Below are 25,688 nucleotides of genomic sequence, written 5' to 3'. Positions count from 1 at the left end.
TCCTTCACCCTAAAGGGCAACAGCATGTAATCAGACCCCTGGTTGGGCAGGATCTGCCTCACCTTGAAAAGTTGCAGTGGAGTCATCATTGGGTTGAGCTGAAGAAGGAGAGGCGCCACTCTGCGGACCTGGTCCCATAGACACCTTCACAAGAGCATGGCGAAGCACCCTGCCATTGAGGTGATATCCCCGCTGAAGTTCCTCTGTGACTACATCCTCTGGATGCTCCTCACTGGGCTCTCGTGAAACAGCCTCATGGAGCGTGGGATCAAACACCTGCCCAACAACCCGCATTGAAGCAACGCCCATTTGCTTGAGCACATCAACAAGCTGTTTATAAAGACCCTGATAACTGCGATGAAGAGCCTGAGCCTCCTCTCCCTGAGGCTCTAATTGCTGACGAGCTCGCTCAAAATTGTCCACCACCGGCAGAATCTCACTCAAAGTAGTACAAATAAGCTGGAATCGAAGATCGTCCTGATCGCGACTCTGACGTTTGCGGAAATTATCGAAATCTGCAGCAATCCGCATGTACTGACTACGAAGAGTTTCGTGCTCTTCCCGCAGGCTGCTGTGCTCCTGCTCCAATTGCTGTAAGCGAGCTTCATTATCCGCTAATGGTGCAGATTGAGCTGAAGACTGACCCTCGTCGGAATTGATCGATGCCACTGATTCCAGAGGCACGGAAGCCTCTAAACCCTCAGCAGCAGGATCGTGAGCTGGGGTAGGGGCGTCGCCACTCATGCTGACCGTTTGCAAATTCACGTCTAGACATGTTGATGGGAATAGCACACCTCCCACAAGCGGCGGAAGCCCGCACCTCCAATTTCATTTCTTCTTCGTGACCCAGGGCCGACCAATCCCCAAAGCAACCAACAGCATCCAGCAGCGACTGGAACTGGAACTGCTCCTACAAGTCAATGTGCTTAGCCACGAAGAACTTGTTGTCGGAGTGGAGCTAATGGCCAACCACACCACTCTTGACATCTCAACGTGGCAACAATTCCAGGCCCTGCCAATCAACATGCACAACCAACATTTGGTTGTAGCCATCTCGGACCAATGCAATGAGCAAACCAAAAATCAACTGATCTCAGTGCTGCAGTCCCAAGGCTTCAGCACAGAATTCCGTCTCGCGCTTGCAGCCGACATCAGCCAGCTGCTTGCACCAATGAGATCTGAGCAGCACGTTGAATCTGCATCCAAGTCAAAAACAACAAAGCCAATTGCACAAACACCAACCTCCCTGCTGGCAGGATTTAGTGCCGAAGGCGTGCTCGAAGAAGATCCTGAAGAACAAGCCAGACTTGCTAGTTCCATAGAGGATTTGGAGTCCAGCTTGATGGACTCAGACAGTTCACCAGTCATCAACCTGGTGGACCGCATATTGCTAGAGGCACTGCAAACAGAAGCCAGCGACGTACACGTTGAGCCGCAACAAGACGGACTACAGATCCGCTTCCGTCAAGACGGTGTCCTGCAGCGCTATATCGAACCCCTCCCGAGCCGGTTGATCCCTGCTGTTACCTCACGCTTCAAGATCATGGCCGACCTAGACATCGCAGAACGGCGCATGGCTCAGGACGGTCGCATTCGTCGCACATATCGCAATCGTATGGTCGATTTCAGGGTTAATAGCCTGCCAAGCCGTTACGGGGAAAAAATCTGTCTGCGACTACTCGACAGCAGTGCTCCACAACTCGGGTTAGACAAACTGATCAGCAACCCAAGTGCTCTCTCTCTCGTACGCAACTTGGGCTCTAAGCCCTTCGGCATGATCCTTGTGACAGGTCCAACAGGGTCAGGCAAGTCAACAACCCTTTACTCCCTCCTGGCAGAACGCAACGAACCTGGTATCAACATTTCCACCGTAGAAGATCCCATCGAATACACCCTCCCTGGGATTACCCAATGTCAAGTGAATAGGGAAAAAGGCTTCGATTTCAGCACTGCACTGAGAGCCTTCATGCGTCAAGACCCAGACGTTCTGCTGGTCGGTGAAACCCGTGACCTAGAAACCGCAAAAACCGCCATCGAAGCCGCACTGACTGGTCATCTGGTACTAACCACACTGCATTGCAATGACGCATCAAGTGCGATCGCCCGCCTCAACGAGATGGGCGTGGAACCATTCATGGTGAGCGCTTCGTTGATTGGCATCGTCTCTCAACGACTTCTACGAAGAGTGTGCCGTTCTTGTCGTAAGTCATATCACCCAACTGAAAAAGAACTGGGGCGATTCGGCTTGATGGCCCATACAGAAACTGGGGTGACCTTTTTCAAGGCCCACCATCACGGTCAAGAAAAACAGCCGTGCCCCAAATGTCAAGGCAGCGGCTACAAGGGCCGAGTTGGTGTCTATGAAGTACTGCGCATGAACGAAGAGCTCGCTTCAGCCGTCGCCAAAGGTGCCACTACTGATTTAGTAAGACGTCTGGCGCTCGAGGCTGGTATGAAAACTCTATTGGGCTACAGCCTTGACCTGGTGCGAGAAGGCCACACCACCCTTGAGGAAGTAGGCCGAATGATCCTCACCGATTCCGGATTGGAATCAGAGCGCCGCGCCAGAGCCCTTAGCACTCTTACCTGCAACGTCTGCGGGGCAGGCCTCCAAGACGACTGGCTGGAATGTCCCTACTGTCTAACCGCTCGCCAATGAAGGACCCGTCATGGATCTAATGATCGAGGACCTGATGGAACAGCTGGTGCAAGGTGGCGGCAGTGATCTGCACATTGCTACCGGCCAACCCCCGTATGGACGATTCAGCGGTGAATTGAGGCCAATGACCAATACCCCCCTATCCGAAGAAACATGCAACAAGCTGATTTTCTCAATGCTCAACAACAGTCAGAGAAAGACTCTTGAACAAATCTGGGAGCTTGACTGTGCCTATGGGCTAAAGGGTGTGGCGCGCTTTCGTGTGAATGTCTATCGACAGAAGGGAAGTTACGCCGCCTGTCTACGTGCTCTTGGCAGCACTATCCCGAGTATTGAAAGTCTCAACCTGCCATCAGTAGTCATAGAAACCAGCAAACGACCAAGGGGATTAGTGCTAGTAACAGGACCAACCGGATCAGGCAAAACAACAACCCTTGCTTCCCTGCTGGACCACATCAATCACACCAGAAGCGAACACATCCTCACAATCGAAGATCCAATCGAATTTGTATACAAAAGCGATCTCAGCCTTGTGCACCAGCGACAGCTCAATGAAGACACACGCAGTTTTGGCAATGCCCTGCGTGCGGCACTACGCGAAGATCCAGATGTGATCCTCGTGGGCGAAATGCGCGACCTGGAAACCATTCAACTGGCCATCAGCGCCGCCGAAACAGGTCACCTCGTATTCGGCACCCTGCACACCAACTCGGCGGCACAAACGGTCGATCGCATGGTTGATGTTTTCCCCCCAAACCAGCAAACCCAAATCAGAGTTCAACTCTCAGGAAGCCTGCTAGCCATTTTTTCTCAAACCCTCTGCCGGCGCCTAAATCCACAACCAGAACAATTTGGGCGGGTCATGGCTCAAGAAATCTTGATCAACACGCCAGCCACAGCAAACCTGATTAGAGAAGGCAAAACCGCACAGCTCTACTCCCAAATTCAAACCGGAGGAGAACTAGGGATGCAAACACTAGAAAAAGCCCTTGCGAATCTAACTAAACAGGGTGAAATTAGCCGCTCTGAAGCCATCGCCAAAGCCAGTAAACCCAGCGAACTGGAGCAACTCCTCAACGATGGCTAAGAGACAGGCCTAAGCGATGACATCCTTCGTCGCCACCTACGAATCCGCAAGTGGTCAAACACGCACAATAACCATCAAAGCGGCCGACCTAACAACCGCAAAAAAATTACTACGTCGTCGTGGAATACGAGCAACTGACCTGAAAGCAGCGCTCAGCAATAAAGGACAAGAAAGTAGCAAAAAAATTGACCGCCAAAAGAATACAAAATCATCAAATCTTGGACTATTTTCCATCGATCTAAGTGCCGCTTTCGAAAAGTCCCCAGGTGTAAAAGACAAAGCAGTTTTCGCAAGCAAATTGGCAACTCTGGTGGATGCAGGCGTTCCGATCGTGCGCAGTCTCGACCTAATGGCTAGTCAGCAGCACTTGCCTATGTTCAAACGTGCACTGATGAAGGTGAGTCTTGATGTAAATGAAGGCAGTGCCATGGGCACTGCTATGAGCAAGTGGCCAAAGGTATTCGACCAACTCAGTATCGCAATGGTGGAAGCCGGAGAAGCTGGTGGTGTTTTGGATGAATCTCTCAAGAGACTCGCCAAGTTATTAGAAGACAATGCCCGACTCAAGAACCAAATCAAAGGGGCCCTTGGTTACCCAATCACTGTGCTGGTGATAGCCATCCTCGTCTTCCTAGGCATGACAATCTTCTTGATCCCGACCTTTGCAGAAATCTTTGAAGATTTAGGCGCCGAACTGCCCCTGTTCACTCAGTTCATGGTCGACCTAAGCAAATTATTGCGTTCCTCCTTTTCCCTGCTATTAACAGGTGTCCTACTGGCGTGCGCTTGGATTTTCAACCGCTACTACTCCACTCACCAAGGACGCCGTCAGATCGATCGACTGAAACTGAGAATCCCCCTATTCGGCACTCTGATCATCAAAACTGCCACCGCTCAATTCTGCAGAATCTTCAGCTCATTGATCAAAGCAGGCGTACCAATCCTGATGTCACTAGAAATTGCCAGCGAAACCGCTGGCAATGCGATCATTTCCGACGCCATTCTTGAATCACGCACCCTTGTTCAAGAAGGAGTGCTCCTTAGTGCTGCCTTAATTCGCCAAAAAGTGCTTCCAGACATGGCCTTAAACATGCTGGCCATTGGCGAGGAAACCGGAGAGATGGATCAAATGCTCAGCAAGGTGGCTGATTTTTACGAGGATGAGGTCTCTTCCTCGGTGAAGACTCTGACCTCAATGCTTGAACCCGCGATGATCGTTGTAGTGGGTGTCATCGTGGGCTCCATCCTGCTAGCGATGTATCTCCCGATGTTCACCGTGTTTGATCAGATCCAGTAGCGAACTGCAAACTCTTTGCAATGGCCTGACCAGCAAGCCAACCACTGGTCCAACAATGCTGGAAGTTGAACCCCCCCGTCAGCCCATCCACATCGAGAAGTTCCCCAGCAAAATAAAGACCTGGACAAACCCGACTCTCCATCGTCGCGAGATTCACCTCGCCCAACTGCACTCCCCCAGCCGTAACGAACTCTTCTCCAAATGGCCCCTTGCCACCGATTGAGTAACAGCTAGCAACCAAAGCTTCAAACAAAAGACGTTCCAAACGGGCAGGACAATCCGCCCAACGCAAATCCCGAGTAGCACCCACTTGAGCCAACAAGGACAACCAAAGACGACGAGGCAAGTTGGGCAGAGGACGAGCTGATCCCAGAGTGCGTCGACCTTGGTGATGACGTAGGTCACGCATTGACTGCTTCACCAGATTGTGACTACTCATGCCAAGCCAATTGACAAAAAGCTTTCCCCGATAGTGATCGCCTTGCAAAGCCCTTGCAGCAAAAGCAGTAAGCCGCAAAATCGCGGGCCCACTTAATCCCCAATGAGTAATCAATACCCTGCCGGTCTGCTGAAAGTTTTGACCTCCAGCCTTAAGACTTAGATGAACGCCATCGAGAGCCAAACCAGAACAGGCGATTAACGCAGGTGCCTCCAGAGCAAGACTGAACAGAGAAGGAACTGACGGCACAAGCTGATGACCCATCGCTGCCGCCAAGCGACGACCACTGGGATGCCCACCCGTAGCCAATAAAACCCTTTGAGCCTGAAAAGAAGACCCATCCCGACATTGAACTAAGAACCCTGCAGCACCCCTACGCTCCAAGCTCTGTACAACCTTCTGACTGCGCAAGCTGACTCCAGCCAACACTGCTGCCTGCTTCAGACAGGCCACCACTGCAGAGGAGCAATTAGCCACAGGGAACATTCGCCCATCCGGCTCTGCCACAAGCTCCAGGCCCCGATCGGCAAACCAAGCCACCGCATCACCGGTAGCAAAACGGCTAAAGAGGCCCCGCAATGGGCGGCCACCTCGGGGGTAATTGGTCACCAAATCACCTGGCTCCCAGCAGGCATGAGTCACGTTGCAACGGCCGCCACCACTGATCTTCACCTTCGTCAATGGCTCAGAGGTGGCCTCCAACACATGCACAAAAGCCAAACCCTCCTCAGCCGCGGTGATTGCCCCAAAAAAACCTGAGGCACCACCACCAACAACGATCAAATCAACGGGCGGGTCGGAAAGTAAGGGCAACTCCGTTATTGCAATAGCGCTTGCCGGTTGGCCTGGGACCATCATTGAAGACATGTCCCTGATGACCGCCACAGCGCCGGCAATGATATTCGCTGCGAGGAATAATCAATTTGAAATCTACTTTCGTTTGAATAGCTCCAGCAAGGGGCTCCCAGAAACTTGGCCAGCCAGTACCACTATCGAATTTCGCCGCAGAAGAAAACAACGGCAGATCGCAACCTGCACAGTGATAGATGCCCACACGCTTCTCCTTGTTGAGAGAACTCGTAAAAGGGCGCTCGGTTCCCTCCTCTCGAAGCACCCGATAAGCCTCAGGGGAAAGACACTTTGCCCACTGCTCATTACTAAGCGACCAATCAAGATCCTCAGCCCTCGTAGCAGCAAAGGCTGCTGCAGGTCTCCTATAAACACCAAAGGCTCCTGCAATAGTGGCTATCAGCAGAGAACGACGACTCAATAGCAAAGCAGTAATGGGCATAAGCGCAGCCAAAATCAATGACCTTCTTTCTAGGAAAGCGCAAAACAACTATGAATGCAGCATGAATCAATGATTGCTCCTTTCACGCCACAGGTTGATGGTGCTTATCGGTTCAGCGTGGCTCCAATGCTCGACTGCACAGATCGACACTTCAGGGTACTAATGCGACAAATCAGTCGCCGGGCGTTGCTGTACACGGAAATGTTGGTGGCCCAAGCTCTGCATCACAGCAACCGTCTTGATCATCTGCTCGATTTCGACATCATCGAGCATCCCTTGTCTCTACAAGTAGGAGGCGATGATCCAAAAATACTTGCAGAAGCAGCGCGTCTGGCCGATGCCTGGGGCTACGACGAAATCAACCTCAACGTGGGATGTCCCAGCTCAAGAGCAAAAGCAGGCAACTTCGGTGCCTGCCTAATGGCTAAACCTGATCAAGTCGCACGTTGTGTTGAAGCGATGGCGATGGCGAGCCCTCTTCCAGTCACTGTGAAACACCGTCTAGGAATTGATAATTTCGATAGCGACGCTCTACTCATGACCTTTGTCGACCGAGTGTCCATAGCAGGAGCCACTCGCTTTACTGTGCATGCACGAAAAGCCTGGCTAGAAGGGCTTGACCCCAAACAAAACCGCACGATTCCACCACTTCAACATCAACGAGTCACCCATCTCAAGCAACAACGCCCGCAGCTCACTATTGAAATCAATGGAGGGCTAGAACACCCTGCCGACTGCCTAACAGCGCTGCAAACCTGTGATGGGGCAATGGTGGGGCGAGCAGCGTATGCGCATCCGCTCCGCTGGCAGAGCATGGATGAGCTGGTCTATGGAGAACAACCACGCTCAATCAATGCTTCTCAAGTCATAGGAGGATTACTCCCTCATGCCGAAACCCACCTAAGCCGAGGTGGCCGGCTATGGGATCTTTGCCGACATCTTTTACAACTCGTTGAAGGGGTACCGGGCGCCAAAGCCTGGCGGCGAGACCTTGGCATCAAGGCTCAAAAAGTCGATGCCGATCTAAGAGTGCTGCAAAAAGCAGCCCAGCAACTTGAAGATGCCGGGCTTTAAGGACTTAACTCAGCCCTCCGCTCCCCCATATCCGCTGTAGCTGTCACCACCTTCACCCTCAGGTGCAGCGCCTCCCCTACGACGACGAGTGCGACCCTCGTCATAGGAACTTGTTTCAGGAGAAGCTCCGCCATAACTGCGATCTTCCCAACCACGAGCTCCCGAACCACGATCTCCACCACCGCCACCACCGCCATATCCACCACCGCCATATCCACCACCGCCATATCCACCGCCGCCATATCCGCCGCCGCCACCGCCATATCCACCGCCGCCGCCGCCATATCCACCGCCGCCGCCGCCGCCATATCCACCGCCGCCACCGCCGCCACCACCGCCATATCCACCGCCGCGACGGGGCGCACTGCCACGTGGCTCTGCCTTATTAATCCTCAAAGGGCGACCCATCATTTCCGCCCCTTGAAGAGCTTCAATAGCCGCAGGCTCAGCTGACTCATCAGCCATCTCAACAAAAGCAAAGCCCCTTTTGCGTCCTGTGTCGCGTTCCAAGGGCAAAGCACAATTCGCAACCTCACCAAAAGGTGCAAACAATTCAATAACGTCTTCCTGCTCAGCGCGGAAGGGAAGATTGCCGACGAAAATACTCACTTTCCTTGTGGACCGTAAAAAAAGTAGTGGACCAATTGGCCAGGTATAGCCATTAGTTCATGATTCGGGAATGAATCAATCCACCTTTGGCTCTATCAGCGTAGACCCGCCGAGGCATTTCGATCATGACAGTACGGAATCAAGGCGGCTACGCCAGTGACGCAGTTGCTCCTCAACTCGATCAAAACCAGTGCCACCTTCACTAATCCGCACAGCCACAACCCGCTTTGGAGCCAATGCTTCATGCAAATCCTCAGCAATAGCAGAGTGAAATTCCTGCCATTGTTCAAGGCTTAGATCACAAAGCAAAATCCCTTCGTCTAAACAACGCTTCACAACCGCACCCACCAATTGGTAGGCCTCCCGAAAGGGCACTCCTTTAGCAACCAAGTAGTCAGCCACATCAGTGGCATTGGAAAAGTCGGATTCAACGGCAGCTGCCAAGCGTTCCGAACAAAACTCCAACCCTTCCTCCATCAAAATCGACATGGCTTCCACACAATCTTTAGTAGTGCGAACGGTGTCAAAAAGAGCTTCCTTATCCTCCTGAAAATCCTTGTTGTAAGCCAATGGCAATCCCTTAATCATGGTCAGTAGACCCTGAAGGTGACCAAACACACGACCACATTTGCCTCGTACCAATTCAGGCACATCAGGATTCTTCTTCTGAGGCATCAAGCTGCTGCCAGTGGCACAACGGTCGCTGAGACGCACAAATGCAAATTCCTCAGACGCCCAGAAAATCACCTCCTCCGCCAGGCGGCTGAGATGGACCATGACCAACGAAGCCGCCGCTGTGTACTCAACAGCAAAATCGCGATCACTTACCGCATCCAGGCTATTCGCGTAAATACACTCAAAGCCAAGTGCTGCTGCTGTATTTTGGCGATCAATAGGCACTGATGTTCCTGCAAGGGCAGCCGCGCCAAGCGGCGAAATATTGACTCTTCCGCGAACATCTTTAAGCCGATCTCTATCCCTTTGAATCATCTCGATATAAGCCAAAAGATGATGGGCTAAGCAAAGCGGCTGGGCACGCTGTAAGTGGGTGTAGCCGGGAATCAAAGTTTGACGATGGGATTCTGCCTGTGTCAAAAGAGCATGCTGAAACCGCTCCAGTTCACAATCCAAATCATCCAAGCGACGCCGCAACCACAAGCGCAGATCCGTGCCTACCTGATCATTGCGACTTCGGCCGGTATGAAGTTTCTTACCGACAGGCCCCAATAAAGCGATCAGCCGCCTTTCAACAGCGAAATGAACATCTTCATCAACAAGTCCTGGCTGAAACTCTCCTGCAGCTGCTTCTGAGCGAATTTTCTCAAGGCCGCCCTCAAGCTGAGCCGCCTCTTCAAGACTGATCACTCCACATTCGCCAAGCATGCGTGCATGGGCGATAGACCCATCCAAATCTTCTTGAAGCAGAGTGATGTCAAAGCTGATGGAAGCATTGAACCGCTCAATAACTGGATGCAATCCCTCTTCAAACCTTTTGCTCCAGCCTTCTGCAGAACCACTGGTTACTCCACCTGCCATCCCTTCATGAGCAGCGAGTCAACAGCTTGTCAGGCCAGGGACACAGACGGCAGCGTTACCTCCTCTGGCACTTTCAAAACCACCATTGAGGCATCATCTTCCAGTTGATGGTCCACACCGACAAACCGATCCAAACGGGCAAATAACTGATCAAGAATCCCCTGTGCGCCTAAACCACTTCGACAAGATCCCTCCAATGCGCGAATCAAGCGAGCTTCATCAAAACGATCTCCGGTGATGCCAGGAGCTTCGGTAACACCGTCTGTGTAGTAAATAATCACGTCACCAGGCTTGAGCAAAATTTCACCACAGCTGTAATCCGCCTCTGGCTGAAGTCCAATCAACAAACCAGGCACATCAAGCCGGCTCACACTGCGTTGCTCAGCTCGCCAAATCAGAGGAGGATTATGAGCAGCATTTGCATAGCGAAGACGACGCGTGCGCGGATCGTAGTCAGAATAAAAAAGAGTCACAAACCTATGGGACTGAGCCAAGTCCTCTTGAGCTAGCTGATTGAGATCATGGAGAATCCGATTGGGCGGCAGACCGCTTAATACCTCTGCACGCAACATGCCCCTGAGCATGGTCATTAATAAACCAGCAGGTACACCCTTACCCATCACATCTCCCATCACAAGACCCCAACGACCTCGTTCCTTGCGTCGACCGATCAGTTCTGGACGGGTAGGAATGAAATCGTAATAATCGCCACCAACCTGAAAGGCGGGACGGCAACGAGCCGCAAGCTCGACACCTTCAATCACAGGACAACGATCCGGCAAAAGCTGAGCCTGAATCTCTGCCCCGATACTGAGTTGACGATCAACCCGCTCGTGAAGACGGGCCTCCTGAAGCATCAGATCGTTCTCAATAGCCACCCCAGTCAGATCTGCCACCAACTGCACATGGCGACGGTGAACATCACTCCAAATCAGAGCTGCTTGAGGATCAAAAACATAAAGCCTGCCACGCTGCTGCCCGCGAGCAACTAATGAGGTGGCAAACATCCCGGCCCTAGCCAAATGGCGCTGAACCAGCTGATCCATAGCAAGAACCTGTGCCTCATCAGTACCGAAACCTGTGGCAAAACCTGCTTCAAATGAAGCCAACTGCCTCACTAATTCCTGACTCTGATCAAATGGAACTGCCTGAAGCTGCTCCCTCCACAAACGACCATCAACCTGAAAAGGCACGAGCAATGCTCCTTGTACGCCCACCAGACGGGAGGCCACCACAGGGACCAATTCGAGAAAACGATGCAGATTGGTGAAACTGCGCAGGGCAAAACCCAACGAAACCAACAAGTCCTGATTGCGGCGCTGCTCTCTCGACAAGCTATCAAGCAATTGCCGCAACGACGTAGAGGCTGACACCTGCTGAGAAGCGCTACGAAAAGAAGGCGTCGGATGTCGCCGTGGCGACTTACTGCTCACAGCAACGGCACAGCAGGGTTAGAAAGTTAGCAAGATCAACTGCTCAGGCAGCCGCCAGAACATCAATAGTTAGCCAAGAGTGCCTCAACAAATTCAAAGCTGTTGAACGGTCGTAAATCACGGATCCCTTCACCAGCGCCGATGAAACGAATCGGCAACCTCGCTTCTGAAGCCACCGCTAAGGCCACACCACCACGAGATGTGCCATCCAACTTGGTAATCACTACCCCTGTAAGAGCGGCCGCCTGGGCAAAAGCCATGGCTTGTCGCAATCCGTTCTGACCTTGACTGGCATCAAGTATCAAAAGAGATTCAACCCTGGCTTCAGGTGCTAAACGATCAATAATTCGTCGAACCTTCTGTAGCTCCTCCATCAAATTGTGCTTTGTCTGCAAACGACCAGCTGTGTCAACAAGCACAAGGTCCGTTGATTTAGATCGGGCCGCACCAATTGCATCAAACACAACAGCAGCAGGATCAGCATTGGCAGTGGAATTGGCTATGACCGGAACACCACTGCGAGCACCCCACACCTTGACCTGTTCAACAGCAGCGGCCCGGAAGGTGTCAGCAGCAGCAATCAAAGCGGTATAACCACTGCGTACTGCCAAGTTTGCCAACTTGCCAAGAGTGGTGGTCTTGCCAACCCCATTGACTCCCACAAATAACCAGATATTGAGACGACCCCGTTCTGGCGCCAAAAGATCAGTGCCAGTGTCCTGAATCGGAGCCTCCAAAAGATTGCAAAGTTGTTGTTTAAGAAAGCGAAGTCCTTCAGCAGGATCCACAACTTCTTCGTTCATTCGACGACGAAGTGCATCGAGAACTTGATCCGTAGCTTCAACTCCCGCATCAGCTCTCAAAAGTAATGTTTCAAGGTCATCAAGCACCTCAGGGGTAAGGGGATCATCTCCGAGGTTTTCCAACAGGCCTTTGACAAAACCTTGACGGGTCTTTTCAAGACCACGCCTGAGTCGACCCAACCAATCAATCTCCTCTAAAGAAATTTTTTCCGGCTTGCGCCCCTGTGCTGCAAGCACTTCTGCAGACCACGCAAAAGTTTCGTCAAACTCACCAAGCCTGGGTTCAGGCGACGTTTCCAAAAACTGAGATTGTTGAGCTAGTTGAGGCGACACCTCCTCAACCTTTTCTTCAAGCTCTTCTTGACGAACCTGCCTCTGAAGCGCAGCTTGCTCCAATAAAGAACCCCCAGCCTCAAAACTTGAAGACTGAGCACTAAATTCAGCTTGAACATTCGCAGCAAGGGCTGTTTCGCTAGCAGAGTCAATCTCAACGGAAGGCTGTGACGTTTTCTGCTGCGCCTGCTGTGCTTTTAAGCGGGCGTAAGCACTGCGAGCCCACTCCAAAGAGGATTCCTCCTGGTTGATTGAAGAAGATTCCTCTTGATTATTAGACGAATCGGAGCTGACCTCCTCAGAGCCTTCTGGCTTCTCCTCTAAAACTTTCTCAGTAGAAACATCGTCACTGGCTTGACGATTAAACCAGTCGTAAACCATTAGGCCAACGTCATAGTGGAGGCATCATGCAACCGTCTCAAGACACCATTAATCATGCGACGACCTTGATCATCGCTGTAGCGATGGGCCAATTCAACAGCTTCATTGCAAGCCACAGCAAATGGAGTCTGAAGAGCAGTTAAGTCCACCACGGCCAACCTCAAGATATCCCGATCAATACGAGGCAAACGACTCAAGCGCCAGCCCTCCATAACAGCATCAATACTTGCATCAATGCTGTTGCGTTGTTCTATCACCAACCTCACACGCTCTAGAGCCCCAAGCCGAATCTGCTCCTGGTTTCCTAACGCCAGCAAACGGGAAATTTCCAAGCTTGTTGAAACACCATTAATCACCTGTTCTGCACCAATCAGACAAGCCTGTAAATGCTCACGAACCTGACTCGTAGAGCTCGAATCACGATCTTGAAACTCACTATCGAGTAAATGCTGTTGAGCATTCTCAAGCTCAACAGCACAAGTATCAAGACCCTCTCTCCAGTGCTGACTCAGGGTATCAAAAGCCTTCTGAAGAAGACTCTCCAAAGATATTGTTTTTAACCTCGAACTTTCACGTTCGGGAATCTGACCAAGCACTAAAAGAGCCAGTTCTCGAGCAAGTGATCTGGACTGCATGATCGACACAAGAACGGGAGGAGACGAACTCAAACCTGGGTCGTAGTCGAAGAAGACGGGGCAGTATTAGAACGCAATTGAGTCATCAAGCTTGAGAAACTGCGATTCATAGGAGGCTCTTGTTCATCAGGGTTCACAATTCCTGCTGAAATAATTGTGCGGAAAGCATCCTCCACGGAAATATTTAAATTGCGAACAGAAGACTCCGGCACCAAGGTATACCAGCCTGTGGTGGGATTGGGAGCCGTGGGAATAAACACACTAAGCAAGGGCTGATCAAGCTCAGCTTGTAGTGAGGGACCTACCAAACCGGTCACAAACCCAACACTAAAAAGGCCCTCACGGGGATATTCCACCAACACCACTCGACGAAAACGCTTCGAATTATCTCTTAGGAAAGTTTCCAAAAGCTGCTTAAGGGTCTTATATACCGAACCAGCAAGAGGTATCCGAGAAAGAGTTCCCTCACCAAACTCAAGCAGCCAACGTCCAACAATATTGCGAGCCATCAAGCCAATCAAAAGGATGCCAAGCAACGGCACCGTAAGGCCAAGGCTCAAATTAATCAGATCCTGAAGAAGTGGATTAAGGGTGATGAACGGATTGACCTGTTTGGGGATCGACGTAAGAAATGCCAGTACAAATCTGCTGACAGTGGTAGCCAACCAGATCGTTGTCGCCAAAGGTATGACTACCAACAACCCTGCAATGAGATCGTTCTTGAGATCCTGCTGAAGCCTTGAGGTCAGCGGAAGATCTGTTCTGGGATTGGACTGCACCAAGGAAAGTCTGAGGCCAAAAGCGGACTTGATTGAACCAACCTAACCAGCTGTCTGACTTCTGCCGAGTTTTTACAGCACCGCTGTGAGCGCCAGCAACACAAAAGCCACTGCAAGCACAACAGCACTAAGGGTGCCACCAAAACGACGCTGATTCACTGCAAGATTGCGCTGCCGCTCCATTTGCTGGATCTGCTGATCCATCTGAGCCAATTGACCAGCGACGAAATCATTGGCTGCCTTTTGCTGATCTTCATCGGTTGCAGTAGCAGGCAACTGACCAGCTTGTGCAAGCTGATCACCAAGGACCTTAAGAGCTTCAGGGTTCTGAGCCTGTCTACGGGCTTCCTCAAGCTGATCTCGCCTTTGCTTCAAAGTTTGATTTGCCTGTCCAGCGAGGGTCTGATTACCGGAGATCGCCATTGGAATCACTGCGATCATGGCAATAGCAAAAAGACTAGAAAAAGCACAAATCAGCCAGCGAATCGGCAGTTTCGCTTTACCTGGATGATCCAGCCTGGAACTGATCAACATCAGCAACAGACCTATAAATCCCATCGGAGAAAGCGTAACCAAACGCTGAACCATCACTTGCTGAAACTCCGCCGACGCCCAATCGCTTGCACCAAGCAAGACAACCATCTGCAACAGCAGCAAAATCACGAGGGTGAGTCCGAGCCAGCGCATCAAAGGAGTTAAACGACCGGCTGAACTTGATCCCAACTCAGAAGCAGGCAAGGCACGATGCCAAAAGGTAATCAAGTGTACGGTTGATGGTTGTGAAAATCTGCGCCAACCAAGATCAACTCAGCCATGAGCTCAAAGAGCAAGCAAAAAAACAAGGTTTTGATCCTGTAGGAATTGCCAGGTTCCCTGGTAGTGACCGACTCCAACTTCGCTCCGCTGCTCTACAGCGCTGGCTAAAAGCTGGTCATCAAGCCGACATGGCATGGATGGCCTCATCGCAAAGGCAACAGGCGGACCAACTACTCGAAGGGATGACAAGCCTGCTGGCGGTAGGTCTGAACTACTTCGTAAATGTACAAAGAGCTCCAGGCAAATTATTAGTTGCTCGCTATGCATGGGGACGGGACTATCACCGAGTGATCAAGCAAAGGCTCCGAAGAGTAGGTCGCTGGCTTGAACAACAGCGACCTAACTGCCGCTGGAAAATCTGCGTAGATACCGCTCCATTACTCGACAAAGCCTGGGCAGAAGAGGCCGGTCTCGGTTGGATCGGCAAGCACAGCAACCTGATCAATACCCAGCGAGGTTCATGGATGGTGCTGGGTCATCTTCTTTGCAACGAACCACTCACCCCAGACCAACCCGCCAAGTCCCTGTGCGGCAAATGCCAATCCTGTCTGGAGATATGTCCCACCGAAGCCATCACCGAACCTTTTGTGATCGATTCACGTCGATGTCTGGCATACCACACAATCGAAAACCGCAACCCTGACTTACCAGAAAACATTGTGAGGTCCTTGGGGAATTGGGTCGCCGGATGTGACATCTGTCAAGACGTCTGCCCATGGAATCAACAATCTCTTCCCCATAGCAATGATCCTGATGTACAGCCTCGTGATTGGTTACTCAAGCTGACGCGCAATCAAGCCCTCTCATGGAGCGATACAACTTGGAGTGAACAATTACGCGGATCTGCTCTGAAAAGAATCAAACCATGGATGTGGCGTCGAAATGCAGCCTCAACGCAAACCAACAAACCTCCTACGCTGCACAACAACTAAATCCATGGAATGAAACTGAACCAGCCGCGATATAAACCGCTTAATGGCTGGCTCAGAGGAGCTGTTCTAGGGCTCATCACCACAATTGTGGCAACACCTCCGACTCATGCCCTCATTCCCTACGTCTACGAGCCAAGTCCTCTTGAATTAAAAGGAGCCAGCCTCGGCATTGGACGCACAGCCGCCCAATTACTGCAACTGGGTCAACCAAAAGAGGCCGCGCTCTTGGCAGCACTTGCAGTCCGACTGCAACCAGAAGATGAGCGTCTCTGGTCAATTTTTGCAGAAGCCCAACTACGCAGCGATCAACTTGATGCTGCAAGCCATTCTCTAGCGCGAGCAAAAGAACTCAACCCCAAGAAAGCAGGCCTTTGGTTCGCTGAAGCTTCCCTTGCCCTGCGCGATAACCGGCCTGCAGACGCCGTGAGCCTCCTCATCCAAGGTCTAGAACTCGACCCAAATAATGCTGGTGCTTACTTTGATCTAGGCAACGCAAGAGTGATGCAAGCCAATCTTCAAATCGCTCTCGAAGCTTTTGAAAAGGCATCCGGCTTGCAGCCAACATTCTGGGAAGCCGTTAACAACCAAGGAATCGTGTTGTTTGAAATGGGCAAAATCAAAGCTGCCATCAACCGCTGGCGGCGTGTACTACAAATCAAACGCAATGCTGAACCAATGCTTGCCCTTGCGGCTGCATTGAATCAAATCAACCCTGGCAACACAGAAGCACTCGCACTTGCCAACCAAGCCCTTGCAGAAAATCCAAATTACGTCTTACCAAGACACCAGAAAGAGCAGCTCTGGGGAGAGCGCCTTCGCCAAGCCACTAGTCATTTACTGACAAACCCAAATCTACGATCAGCTGTGGAACGAGCTGAAGCCAATGCTGATACAAACCAATAGGCACTGATCAACAATGCGGGTATCCGCTAAGTAGATCTGTAGGCTGAGCGCTTTAAGCCCTCTAATCCCATATCTGGATGGCCGAGGAGCGCCTTCAACCAATCGCATTGCATCAAGAGATGCAACGCTCCTATCTCGAATACGCGATGAGCGTAATCGTAGGAAGAGCATTGCCCGATGCCCGAGATGGCCTCAAGCCAGTTCAGCGGCGCATCCTATTTGCAATGCACGAGCTAGGCCTGACGCCAGATCGTCCCTATAGAAAATGCGCCCGTGTTGTTGGAGATGTCCTAGGGAAATATCACCCTCATGGCGATCAAGCCGTTTACGACGCACTCGTTCGACTCGTTCAGAACTTTTCAAGCCGTTTCCCAGTATTGGATGGACACGGCAACTTCGGCTCCGTTGATGACGATCCGCCTGCGGCCATGCGTTACACAGAAACGCGTCTGGCTTCAATCGCCCATATGGCGTTGTTGGATGAAATCGGAGAGGAAACCGTTGATTTTACTGCGAATTTTGATGGCTCCCAACAGGAACCCTCAGTACTGCCAGCCCAACTTCCCTTCCTGCTACTAAATGGTTGTTCGGGAATCGCCGTAGGTATGGCGACCAGCATTCCACCCCACAACCTTGGCGAAGTGGTCGATGGATTGATTGCCCTGATACGCAAACCCGATCTCAGTGACGACAAATTACTTGGTCTAATTCCTGGCCCAGACTTTCCAACTGGTGGAGAGATCCTGCTGGGCACTGGCATCCATGAAACCTACCTCAAAGGACGCGGCAGCATCCCAATGCGTGGCGTGGCCCATGTCGAAGAAATACAACCTGGTAAGGGTCGGCACCGCCGAAGTGCTGTTGTCGTCACTGAATTGCCCTATCAACTCAGCAAAGCTGGTTGGATCGAAAAACTGGCAGATCTTGTTAACAATGGAAAAATCGGTGGCATTGCCGATATTCGCGACGAAAGCGATAGAGAAGGAATGAGGATAGTGGTGGAACTGCGCCGAGATGCCAACCCAGAGAATGTTCTCGGCGATCTGCATCGACGCACCTCATTACAAAGCAATTTCGGTGCAATTCTTCTGGCTCTTGTTAACGGCCAGCCCCAACAACTTTCACTGAGAAAATTGTTACAAACTTTTCTCGAATACCGAGAACTCACAGTTATCCGAAGAACCAACCACGCCCTAGAAAAAACAAAAGCTCGCCTGGAAGTGGTGGAAGGATTAATCACAGCATTGAACGCACTACAAGCTGTCATTGCAATGATCCAAGAGGCTGCCGATGCTGCTGCTGCAAGAGCCCGTCTGATGGTGCAATTAGATCTAAATGAAAAACAAGCCGACGCTGTTCTGGCAATGCCACTAAGACGACTTACGAGTCTGGAACAAAGCAGTTTGAGGCAAGAAGCCAAAGAACTACAAGAAAAACAAGAACAACTTCAATTCCTTCTCGAAAATCGAGAAAGCATGCTGGAAGTACTCATTCAAGAACTTCGACAGCTCAAAAAACGCTTTAACAACCCCCGGCGAACTCGCCTTGTGGAGGGTGGCGATGATCTGGTCGCTGAGCGAGCGGCAAACCAAAGACCGAATGCGGAAGTTCAACGACAACAAGCACTATCCGCCCTGCCAAGTGATGGACGAATACTCATCCAACAAGACAGCCAGGTCAAGGTAATGAGCCCTCAAATCCTCGGTCGACTTCACCTCAACGAAGCCTGCAAACTCAGCGATGGACCTTCGCCAGCCAGATTGATCTTGCCAATTGAACCAGCCCCACGTCTACTTGCGGTGACAAACAATGGTCGAGTAGCTCTAGTCCGCTGGGAATTTGCAGGGCAACAACCCGGGTCGCTGGAACGCTTCCTACCAGGAGGATTAGAAAAAGAAACATTGATCAATATATTCCCCTTGCCCGTAGATCAAAACCTAAGCCTAGGCCTACTTAGCAGCGATGGACGCTTCAAGCGATTACCCATAGAAGAAGTGATGGAACTTTCCGGAAGAGCAGCAACCATTGTTAAATTGAAAGATGGTGTTATCTTAAAATCAGCATTCATTTGCAAAGCAAATGATGATGTTATTCTAGCAAGTAATATAGGAAGAGTAATCAGAATTAATGTTAATAACGACAGCATGCCATTGATGGGAAAATTAGCTCAGGGGCCTATGACAATGCGACTATTACCAGAAGAAATGGTCGTTGGAGCAGTATCTTGTCCACCAAACTGTGAAAGCACTGTATTACTTGCAACACGCCTAGGTAAATTCGCAAAAATATTGGTCTCTTCGATAAGAATCTGCCAGAGAGGAGATTTAGGGGAAATTGGATTAACAATAAAAGATTCAAGCCGAGATCAAGATCGAGTCGTTGACATCTGTAATGGCAATAGGTTGGTCGGCCTAGTCAGTAGCCAAGGTCGCCATGGCCGTATTGAAGCTGGAAAGCTGGAACTGACCATACCGATCAAACCGAGTCTAAATATTGTGGAATTAAAAGACAACGAAGAAATTCAAAAACTGGTGCCACTAATCACCACTAATAATACTTTAGATTAAACATTTAACACTTAAGGCCTTGATAGTCACCTTTATCAAGACAATTGTGTGCGTTCTATCCAATCGAGATATTCAGAAGTAACTGTCCCTGTAATATACTCTCCGGTAAAACAAGAAAGCTCAAGTTCAGAAACACCTGAACCTTCAACAATTGCTGCTTCTAGATCAGCAACCTCTTGATAGACCATGTGATCCGTTGAAAGTTCAGAAGAGATTTCAGGAATAGTGCGATTATAAGCAATCAGCTCATGACGATTTGGCATATTTATACCATAAACATGTGAATACCGCACTGGTGGTGCTGCAGAGGTAAACGTGACTTTATTCGCACCAGCAACTCGAGCCATTTGTACTATCTCCTTCGAAGTCGTACCACGTACAATTGAATCATCCACAATTAAAACATTCTTACCTTTAAATTCTGTTCCCATAGCATTTAACTTTTGTCTAACAGATTTCTTACGTTGAGCTTGTCCAGGCATGATAAATGTACGGCCTACATAACGATTTTTAAAAAAGCCCTCACGATATTCAATCCCAAGCTGTCTAGCCACTTGCATAGCAGCAGGCCGTGAAGAGTCAGGAATTGGCATCACAACATCTATATCTCCAGATGGCGTGTACTTTTCAATAGTTTCTGCAAGACGATCCCCCATCCTTAATCGAGCCTCATAAACCGAGATTCCACTCATCACTGAATCAGGTCGAGCAAGATAAACATACTCAAATGAACATGGCACAAGACGCGGATTCTTCGCACACTGACGTGAATAAAGCTCGCCATTTTGAGTAATGAAAATCGCCTCACCAGGATCAACATCCCTAACAATCTCATAATCACCATTCTCTAATACCAATGACTCACTAGCGACAATCCACTCATCAGCACCTTCTAAAGACTTACGTTTACCAAGTACCAATGGCCTAATGCCAAACGGATCACGAAAGGCAAGAAGACCGTGCCCTGCAATCAAAGCAATAGATGTATAAGAACCTTCTACTCGTTGATGTACAGATGTAACAGCATCAAATACCTGATCTGGAGTAAGATCACTGCCATAAATTTTCAATTGCAATTCAGTAGCTAGAACATTAAGCAACATCTCCGTATCACTCTTTGAATTTGTGTGGCGACGATCAATATTGAACAAGTCGCGATCAAGCTCTCGAGTATTAGTAAGGTTACCGTTATGAATAAGAATGATTCCGTAAGGAGCATTCACATAAAATGGTTGTGCTTCTTCTTCTCGCTCAGCTGCACCCTTTGTTGCATATCTAACATGACCAAGACCAATATTACCGATTAAGGAACGCATATCACGTGTGCGATAGGCCTCCCGCACTTGCCCCCTTGCCTTGTGCAAGTGAAAAACACTGCCATCCATGGTGGCTATGCCAGTAGAGTCCTGACCCCGATGCTGTAGAAGCAGCAAGCTGTCATAGATCTGCTGATTGACCAGCGCAGTAGAAACAATGCCAACAATGCCACACATGTGAAGCTCAACTCCTCAAATGCATAAGCCAAGGAAGACATTTTGCACCAAAGCTCAACTCAGACGCTTGAAGAGAGATCCAAGCCCATACGACGAGGGATTGCCTGCTCAAAGCACTCCCTCAGCTGATTCAAAGGAAGCTGAACCAAGCGATTGCCAGCCTGAGTGATCAACAACTCATCATCAGCCGTAACAACACCAAGGTACTGATCAAACACTGAGCCAGGGGCTGTGGTCTTTGCCTGATTTAAAACCTTTTGCCAGGCAACAGCCTGCGTGGATGGAACACTCACCAAGATGCGTGAACCACCTTCAGCAAATAACAAGCGATCCAATCGAGCATCGCTGGATGGTAACTCAATATGTGCACCCAAATTTGCAGCGATACAACACTCAGCAACTGCAACTGCAAGACCTCCATCACTTAGATCATGAGCAGAGCGAACAAATCCCTCAGTAATAGAATTGCGTAGGAAAGATTGAACTAAACACTCAAGTTTCAGATCAATCTCCGGAGGCCTCCCCGTAACTAAACCATGAATACATTCAAGATAACTACTACCCGCAAGGCTAACGCGAGGATCAACAGCAACTGTTGTATCGATAGGCACGCCTAAAAGCCAAATCAAATCACCAGGCTCAAGCCAAGCCTGACCACACACATTTACAAGATTATGAACTAAACCAACCATTCCAACAACTGGTGTTGGGTGAATAGGTTGTATTTTTCCATCAGCTAAGCGAGTCTCATTATATAGAGAAACATTTCCTCCAGTTACTGGTGTTGAAAAAGTCTTGCAAGCCTTAGAAAGACCACGACAAGCTAAAGCCAATTGCCAATACCCAGTAGGCGTTTCCGGAGAAGGAAAATTGAGATTATCTGTGACAGCCAAAGGCTCCGCACCAACACAACTAAGATTTCTGGCCGCTTCTGCTACAGCGGCCATAGCACCACGTTCTGGATCAAGAAAAACCCATCGATTAGGACAATCAACAACTGCCGCAACTCCCCGCTTTACCTCATCTACAGAGCCCTTACCTTGCTGTGGACGTAATCTCACAACAGCAGCATCAGAAACTCCTGGGGCTGAAACTGTATTAGCTTGAACCTGATGGTCATATTGACGATAAACCCAACGTTTTGAAGCAATCGTAGGGTCATCAAGTAACTTTAAAAGAATTTCATCCCATGAAATATTACTACCAAAATGAGATTGTGAATTTAAATTGATCCCTTTTAAACCAACAACTGGTAATAGATTCTCCTGCCAGTCCCATTTGGCCTGAATCTCTAGCGGAGGATCACTCACTAATTCATGTCGATCAATTGGAGTGTCATCAGCTAATGCATTAGCAGGCACCTCAGCAACAACTTCTCCTTTTTGCAAAACACGAACCACCTTCTCTTCAAGAACGCAACCAACAATTGCTGCTTGCAACCCCCAACGAATAAATCTCTCCATCAAAGATTGCTCTTGTCCAGGCTTCACCACAAAAAGCATTCTCTCTTGAGATTCCGAAAGTAAAAACTCATATGGAGTCATCCCAAGCTCACGAGCAGGAACTCGATCAAGATCGAGTTCAATACCAAGACCACCCTTAGCAGCCATCTCCGAACAGCTACAAGTAAGACCAGCCGCACCCATATCCTGAGCAGCAACAACATCGCCACTCTTAAAAGCTTCAAGACAAGCTTCAATTAAACCTTTTTCCAAAAATGGATCACCAACCTGAACCGCAGGACGATCATCCAAAGAAGCTTTTGTGAGCTCTGCACTAGCAAAACTGGCACCACCCATACCATCACGACCAGTTGTACTACCGACATAAATCACCGGATAACCAACACCATGAGCCCCAGAACAAACAATCTCATCTGTTTCCATCAGCCCAAGAGCCATTGCATTAACTAACGGGTTGCCGGAATAACTGGAATCAAACGCCACCTCACCACCAACGGTAGGAACTCCCACGCAATTGCCGTAATGAGCTATACCTTCAACGACCCCCTCCATAAGACCAACATTACGTTCATCTTCAAGAGGTCCAAAACGTAAAGCATTAAGAAGCGCAATAGGCCTTGCACCCATAGTAAAAATATCTCTCAAGATTCCGCCAACACCTGTAGCAGCTCCTTGAAAAGGTTCCAATGCAGAAGGATGATTGTGGCTTTCGATTTTGAAAGCCAAGCTCTGCCCATCTCCTAAATCCACGACACCAGCATTTTCTCCAGGACCAACCAAAATCCGATGACCACTTGTAGGAAAGCTGCTGAGCAAAGGCCTTGAATTGCGATAACAACAGTGTTCAGACCACATCACACCAAACATTCCCAGCTCAACTCGGTTAGGTGCACGTTGGAGACGACGACAAATCTCGTCGTAATCATGCGGTTTAAGACCTTCATGACGTAAAGCCGCAGCCACGTCATAGTCAACTCTCAAATCGGGGCCCTGACACACGAGATCTAACTCATCTCTTCCCAGTTTTGCTTATAAAGCTCAAACCCAAGGATCATCCTGACCATCGCCTCTACCGTCCGGACGACCACGGTGACGTAACTCTTCAGTTGATTGGGAAAAATTGTCAGTCTGTTCATCATCCCAACTTTCTAAGGGATCCATTTCAGCCATATCAGAAGACTTCCAAGAACGCTCAACTGGTTGATCCCAGGGAGGATCCTCCAACCAGCCTTCCAAACGATCACTGGCCCGGTCACCCATCTTGTGAAGTTGATCGCGCCAATGACGGGAACGCTTGATTAAACCCTGACGAACACTGGAATGAACCAAGGGAAGATCATCTAAACCACGCAAAGCAGTAGCAACAATTCCTGGTTGCTGATCAACAATGCGATCAGTTGTTAATCGCCATCGACTACTACCTGGAAGCCGAGGATCACTGCGAGAGACCAAATAATGAAGGATTTTCCCTGTTGTGGGAATAAAAACAAAATCAGCCACCAAACCAAGGCGATGGCCATCGCGATCCAACAAATCAGCATCTAACAAAGTCGGAAGACGCTCAAGCGTGATCTGATCAGAAACAGCCGGTTGCCCTTTCACAAAAACCTCTTGCTCATTAATCCCACGCGACTGATCCAAACGCCAAACATCCCTCGACACTCGAAGTGCTGATGGACGACTAACCCAACCAAGTAAACGATGAACAGGAGGATGCATCCAAGGCAATACACCAGGGCCGTGATCTAACCCCTGATCACAACGTACACGATGATGCAACAAATCACTCAATAAAATCTGATCAGGAAGATTCAAAGTTCAAGAACGAATTTGTACTGGCATCACCAAATATGTAAAACCAATATCATCGTCCTTTGGCGAAATAATTGCAGGTGTAGTTGGAGCATTACAGCGCAGTACAATACGGTCACTATCCATCACCTTCAAACCATCTAGTACATAACGAACATTAAAAGCAATCTGAACAGCATCCCCAGTAAATTCAGCCGATAGCGATTCAGAACCACTGCCTACATCCTGAGCATCAGCACTAATTTGTAGAAGCTCAGAAGTATTGTCACCACTAACCTTTACAACATTATTATGTTGATCAGCTAATACAGCTATTCGTTCTAAAGCTGCAATAAAAGCACGCCGATCAACATCGAAACTCCGAGCAAAACCATCAGGAATTAACTGACGATAGTTAGGATAGGTACCGTCTAATGTTCGACTAGTTACGACTTGATCAGCAGCTAAAAACACCACCTGACCTTTATCACAAAACAAACTCACTTGATCATCACCACGCCATCCAGCGATCAAACGCTCTACTTCCCGCAGAGAGCGAGAAGGAAGCGTTACGGAAAAATTCTCACCTTCATCATCCATCTCAGATGAGACCGTAGTCTCAACAGCTAAGGCATCTGCCAAGCTTAAAACGGCAAGGCGGTGACCATCAGTTGCCGCTGCTTCCATGGCTTTACCATCAAAATGCAGATGAACTCCTGTTAGTAACTGTTTGGCTTCATCTGAACTGCTAGCAAAAAGAGTTCCTCGAAGAGCTGTCAAAAGAGCCCTCGCATTAACCTTGACAGCCTTACCACTTTCAACAAGAGGTAATTCAGGAAAATCATCAGCAGACATCCCACGCATCTGATAACTCCCGCTTGAACTTTTGAGTTCAACCTGTTCACCAGCCTCATCAGTGGCCAAAGTGATAGGTGAATCACTTGAAAGCCTTGCAACAATTTCCCCTAATAGGCGCGCAGGCAAAGTAATTGCGCCACTCGATTCCACCGAGGCCGTCAATGCAGTTTGAATACCAAGGCTCAGGTCAAAACCCGTGAGGCTCAGACGATCAGTGCCAGCATCAGCAGTGAGAAGGACGTTGGCAAGCACTGGATGAGTGGGTCGTGAAGCCACGGCTCTGCTAACGAGCTGTAGTGCTGTATTGAGTTCAGCCTGTGAACAAACCAGTTTCATTGAATCAATGTCACGACTAGAACAAGAACGCTGAAGAGGTCTCCCAGAATTTCACAAGCCAGCAAGAAGTGCAATGGCAGATCATTCTCATTCATAACCTCCCGTCTTTATTAATTAAATTATTAAAAGAAATTAAAAGAATCGTAGTAGTAGGGCTTGAGGAAATCGTGGAA

21 protein-coding genes are annotated in these 25,688 nt (G+C 49.5%); 7 read left to right on the top strand and 14 right to left on the bottom strand.

Going from position 1 to position 25,688, the window contains the following annotated elements:
* Positions 1-30: 30 nt before the first annotated feature.
* Positions 31-744 carry a nucleotide exchange factor GrpE gene (grpE, locus tag AKG35_RS00105; protein WP_011129400.1) on the bottom strand — a complete coding sequence of 238 codons (714 nt, stop codon included), beginning with the start codon at positions 742-744 and terminating at the stop codon, positions 31-33.
* On the opposite strand from grpE, the gene AKG35_RS00100 reads away from it, so the two are divergent.
* Genes AKG35_RS00100 through AKG35_RS00090 form a run of 3 tightly spaced genes read left to right on the top strand, consistent with a single transcriptional unit; the run spans position 743 to position 5,043 of the window.
* Positions 743-2,659 (top strand): GspE/PulE family protein, encoded by a 1,917-nt coding sequence (locus AKG35_RS00100; protein ID WP_011129399.1) that lies wholly within the window; start codon positions 743-745, stop codon positions 2,657-2,659. The two genes, grpE and AKG35_RS00100, sit on opposite strands and share 2 nt — an antisense overlap.
* 10 nt (positions 2,660-2,669) lie before the next feature.
* Positions 2,670-3,746 (top strand): type IV pilus twitching motility protein PilT, encoded by a 1,077-nt coding sequence (locus tag AKG35_RS00095; protein WP_011129398.1) that lies wholly within the window; start codon positions 2,670-2,672, stop codon positions 3,744-3,746.
* A gap of 16 nt (positions 3,747-3,762) precedes the next feature.
* Positions 3,763-5,043 carry a type II secretion system F family protein gene (locus AKG35_RS00090; protein ID WP_011129397.1) on the top strand — a complete coding sequence of 427 codons (1,281 nt, stop codon included), beginning with the start codon at positions 3,763-3,765 and terminating at the stop codon, positions 5,041-5,043.
* On the opposite strand, the gene AKG35_RS00085 is transcribed toward AKG35_RS00090, so the two are convergent.
* The gene (locus AKG35_RS00085; protein WP_011129396.1) at positions 5,018-6,340 is read right to left on the bottom strand and encodes an NAD(P)/FAD-dependent oxidoreductase; all 1,323 of its coding nucleotides are present in this window, start codon (positions 6,338-6,340) and stop codon (positions 5,018-5,020) included. The two genes, AKG35_RS00090 and AKG35_RS00085, sit on opposite strands and share 26 nt — an antisense overlap.
* Positions 6,267-6,773: a peptide-methionine (R)-S-oxide reductase MsrB gene (gene msrB, locus AKG35_RS00080; RefSeq protein ID WP_011129395.1), complete on the bottom strand. Its 507-nt coding sequence runs from the start codon at positions 6,771-6,773 to the stop codon at positions 6,267-6,269. The genes AKG35_RS00085 and msrB overlap by 74 nt, the downstream gene beginning before the upstream one ends.
* 69 nt (positions 6,774-6,842) lie before the next feature.
* Between msrB and dusA the strand changes: the two genes are divergently transcribed.
* Positions 6,843-7,847, top strand: coding sequence for a tRNA dihydrouridine(20/20a) synthase DusA (gene dusA / locus AKG35_RS00075; RefSeq protein ID WP_041384817.1), 1,005 nt, complete (start codon positions 6,843-6,845; stop codon positions 7,845-7,847).
* Between the two features lie 9 nt (positions 7,848-7,856).
* Here dusA and AKG35_RS00070 read toward each other — a convergent pair whose 3' ends face one another.
* The 7 genes from AKG35_RS00070 to AKG35_RS00040 form a co-directional block, all read right to left on the bottom strand.
* Entirely contained in the window at positions 7,857-8,456 is a 600-nt protein-coding gene (locus tag AKG35_RS00070) for an RNA recognition motif domain-containing protein (RefSeq protein WP_011129393.1), read from the bottom strand.
* Between the two features lie 123 nt (positions 8,457-8,579).
* A complete protein-coding gene (argH, locus tag AKG35_RS00065) occupies positions 8,580-9,992 on the bottom strand; it encodes an argininosuccinate lyase (RefSeq protein ID WP_011129392.1) in 1,413 nt (470 codons plus the stop codon).
* A 29-nt stretch (positions 9,993-10,021) separates the two neighbouring features.
* Positions 10,022-11,425, bottom strand: coding sequence for a PP2C family protein-serine/threonine phosphatase (locus AKG35_RS00060; RefSeq protein WP_011129391.1), 1,404 nt, complete (start codon positions 11,423-11,425; stop codon positions 10,022-10,024).
* A gap of 62 nt (positions 11,426-11,487) precedes the next feature.
* Positions 11,488-12,942 carry a signal recognition particle-docking protein FtsY gene (gene ftsY, locus AKG35_RS00055; RefSeq protein ID WP_011129390.1) on the bottom strand — a complete coding sequence of 485 codons (1,455 nt, stop codon included), beginning with the start codon at positions 12,940-12,942 and terminating at the stop codon, positions 11,488-11,490.
* Positions 12,942-13,577 carry a transcription antitermination factor NusB gene (gene nusB / locus AKG35_RS00050; protein ID WP_041384226.1) on the bottom strand — a complete coding sequence of 212 codons (636 nt, stop codon included), beginning with the start codon at positions 13,575-13,577 and terminating at the stop codon, positions 12,942-12,944. The genes ftsY and nusB overlap by 1 nt, the downstream gene beginning before the upstream one ends.
* A gap of 29 nt (positions 13,578-13,606) precedes the next feature.
* Positions 13,607-14,359, bottom strand: a complete 753-nt coding sequence (locus AKG35_RS00045) for a DUF502 domain-containing protein (protein WP_041384225.1) — start codon at positions 14,357-14,359, stop codon at positions 13,607-13,609.
* Between the two features lie 69 nt (positions 14,360-14,428).
* Positions 14,429-15,043 (bottom strand): HpsJ family protein, encoded by a 615-nt coding sequence (locus tag AKG35_RS00040; protein ID WP_011129387.1) that lies wholly within the window; start codon positions 15,041-15,043, stop codon positions 14,429-14,431.
* Positions 15,044-15,129: 86 nt separating this feature from the next.
* Here AKG35_RS00040 and queG point away from each other — a divergent pair, with 86 nt between their 5' ends.
* The 3 genes from queG (at position 15,130) to AKG35_RS00025 (ending at position 19,574) form a co-directional block, all read left to right on the top strand.
* A complete protein-coding gene (queG, locus tag AKG35_RS00035) occupies positions 15,130-16,104 on the top strand; it encodes a tRNA epoxyqueuosine(34) reductase QueG (RefSeq protein WP_011129386.1) in 975 nt (324 codons plus the stop codon).
* Positions 16,105-16,113: 9 nt separating this feature from the next.
* On the top strand, positions 16,114-17,007 hold the full coding sequence (locus AKG35_RS00030; RefSeq protein ID WP_011129385.1) for a tetratricopeptide repeat protein: 894 nt from the start codon (positions 16,114-16,116) through the stop codon (positions 17,005-17,007).
* A 77-nt stretch (positions 17,008-17,084) separates the two neighbouring features.
* Positions 17,085-19,574 carry a DNA gyrase/topoisomerase IV subunit A gene (locus tag AKG35_RS00025; RefSeq protein WP_011129384.1) on the top strand — a complete coding sequence of 830 codons (2,490 nt, stop codon included), beginning with the start codon at positions 17,085-17,087 and terminating at the stop codon, positions 19,572-19,574.
* Between the two features lie 35 nt (positions 19,575-19,609).
* Here the strand turns inward: AKG35_RS00025 and purF are convergent, their stop codons facing one another.
* The 4 genes from purF to dnaN are packed head-to-tail and all read right to left on the bottom strand — an operon-like array spanning position 19,610 to position 25,515.
* On the bottom strand, positions 19,610-21,067 hold the full coding sequence (purF, locus tag AKG35_RS00020) for an amidophosphoribosyltransferase (RefSeq protein ID WP_011129383.1): 1,458 nt from the start codon (positions 21,065-21,067) through the stop codon (positions 19,610-19,612).
* A 59-nt stretch (positions 21,068-21,126) separates the two neighbouring features.
* Positions 21,127-23,511, bottom strand: a complete 2,385-nt coding sequence (gene purL / locus AKG35_RS00015; protein ID WP_011129382.1) for a phosphoribosylformylglycinamidine synthase subunit PurL — start codon at positions 23,509-23,511, stop codon at positions 21,127-21,129.
* 57 nt (positions 23,512-23,568) lie between these two features.
* Positions 23,569-24,345, bottom strand: coding sequence for a hypothetical protein (locus AKG35_RS00010; RefSeq protein WP_041384224.1), 777 nt, complete (start codon positions 24,343-24,345; stop codon positions 23,569-23,571).
* A 3-nt stretch (positions 24,346-24,348) separates the two neighbouring features.
* Positions 24,349-25,515 carry a DNA polymerase III subunit beta gene (gene dnaN / locus AKG35_RS00005; RefSeq protein WP_011129380.1) on the bottom strand — a complete coding sequence of 389 codons (1,167 nt, stop codon included), beginning with the start codon at positions 25,513-25,515 and terminating at the stop codon, positions 24,349-24,351.
* Between the last annotated feature and the right edge of the window lie 173 nt (positions 25,516-25,688).

The organism is Prochlorococcus marinus str. MIT 9313 (assembly GCF_000011485.1).
In the GTDB taxonomy this organism is placed as follows: domain Bacteria; phylum Cyanobacteriota; class Cyanobacteriia; order PCC-6307; family Cyanobiaceae; genus Prochlorococcus; species Prochlorococcus marinus_D.
This window is presented reverse-complemented; position numbering and strand designations above follow the sequence as displayed.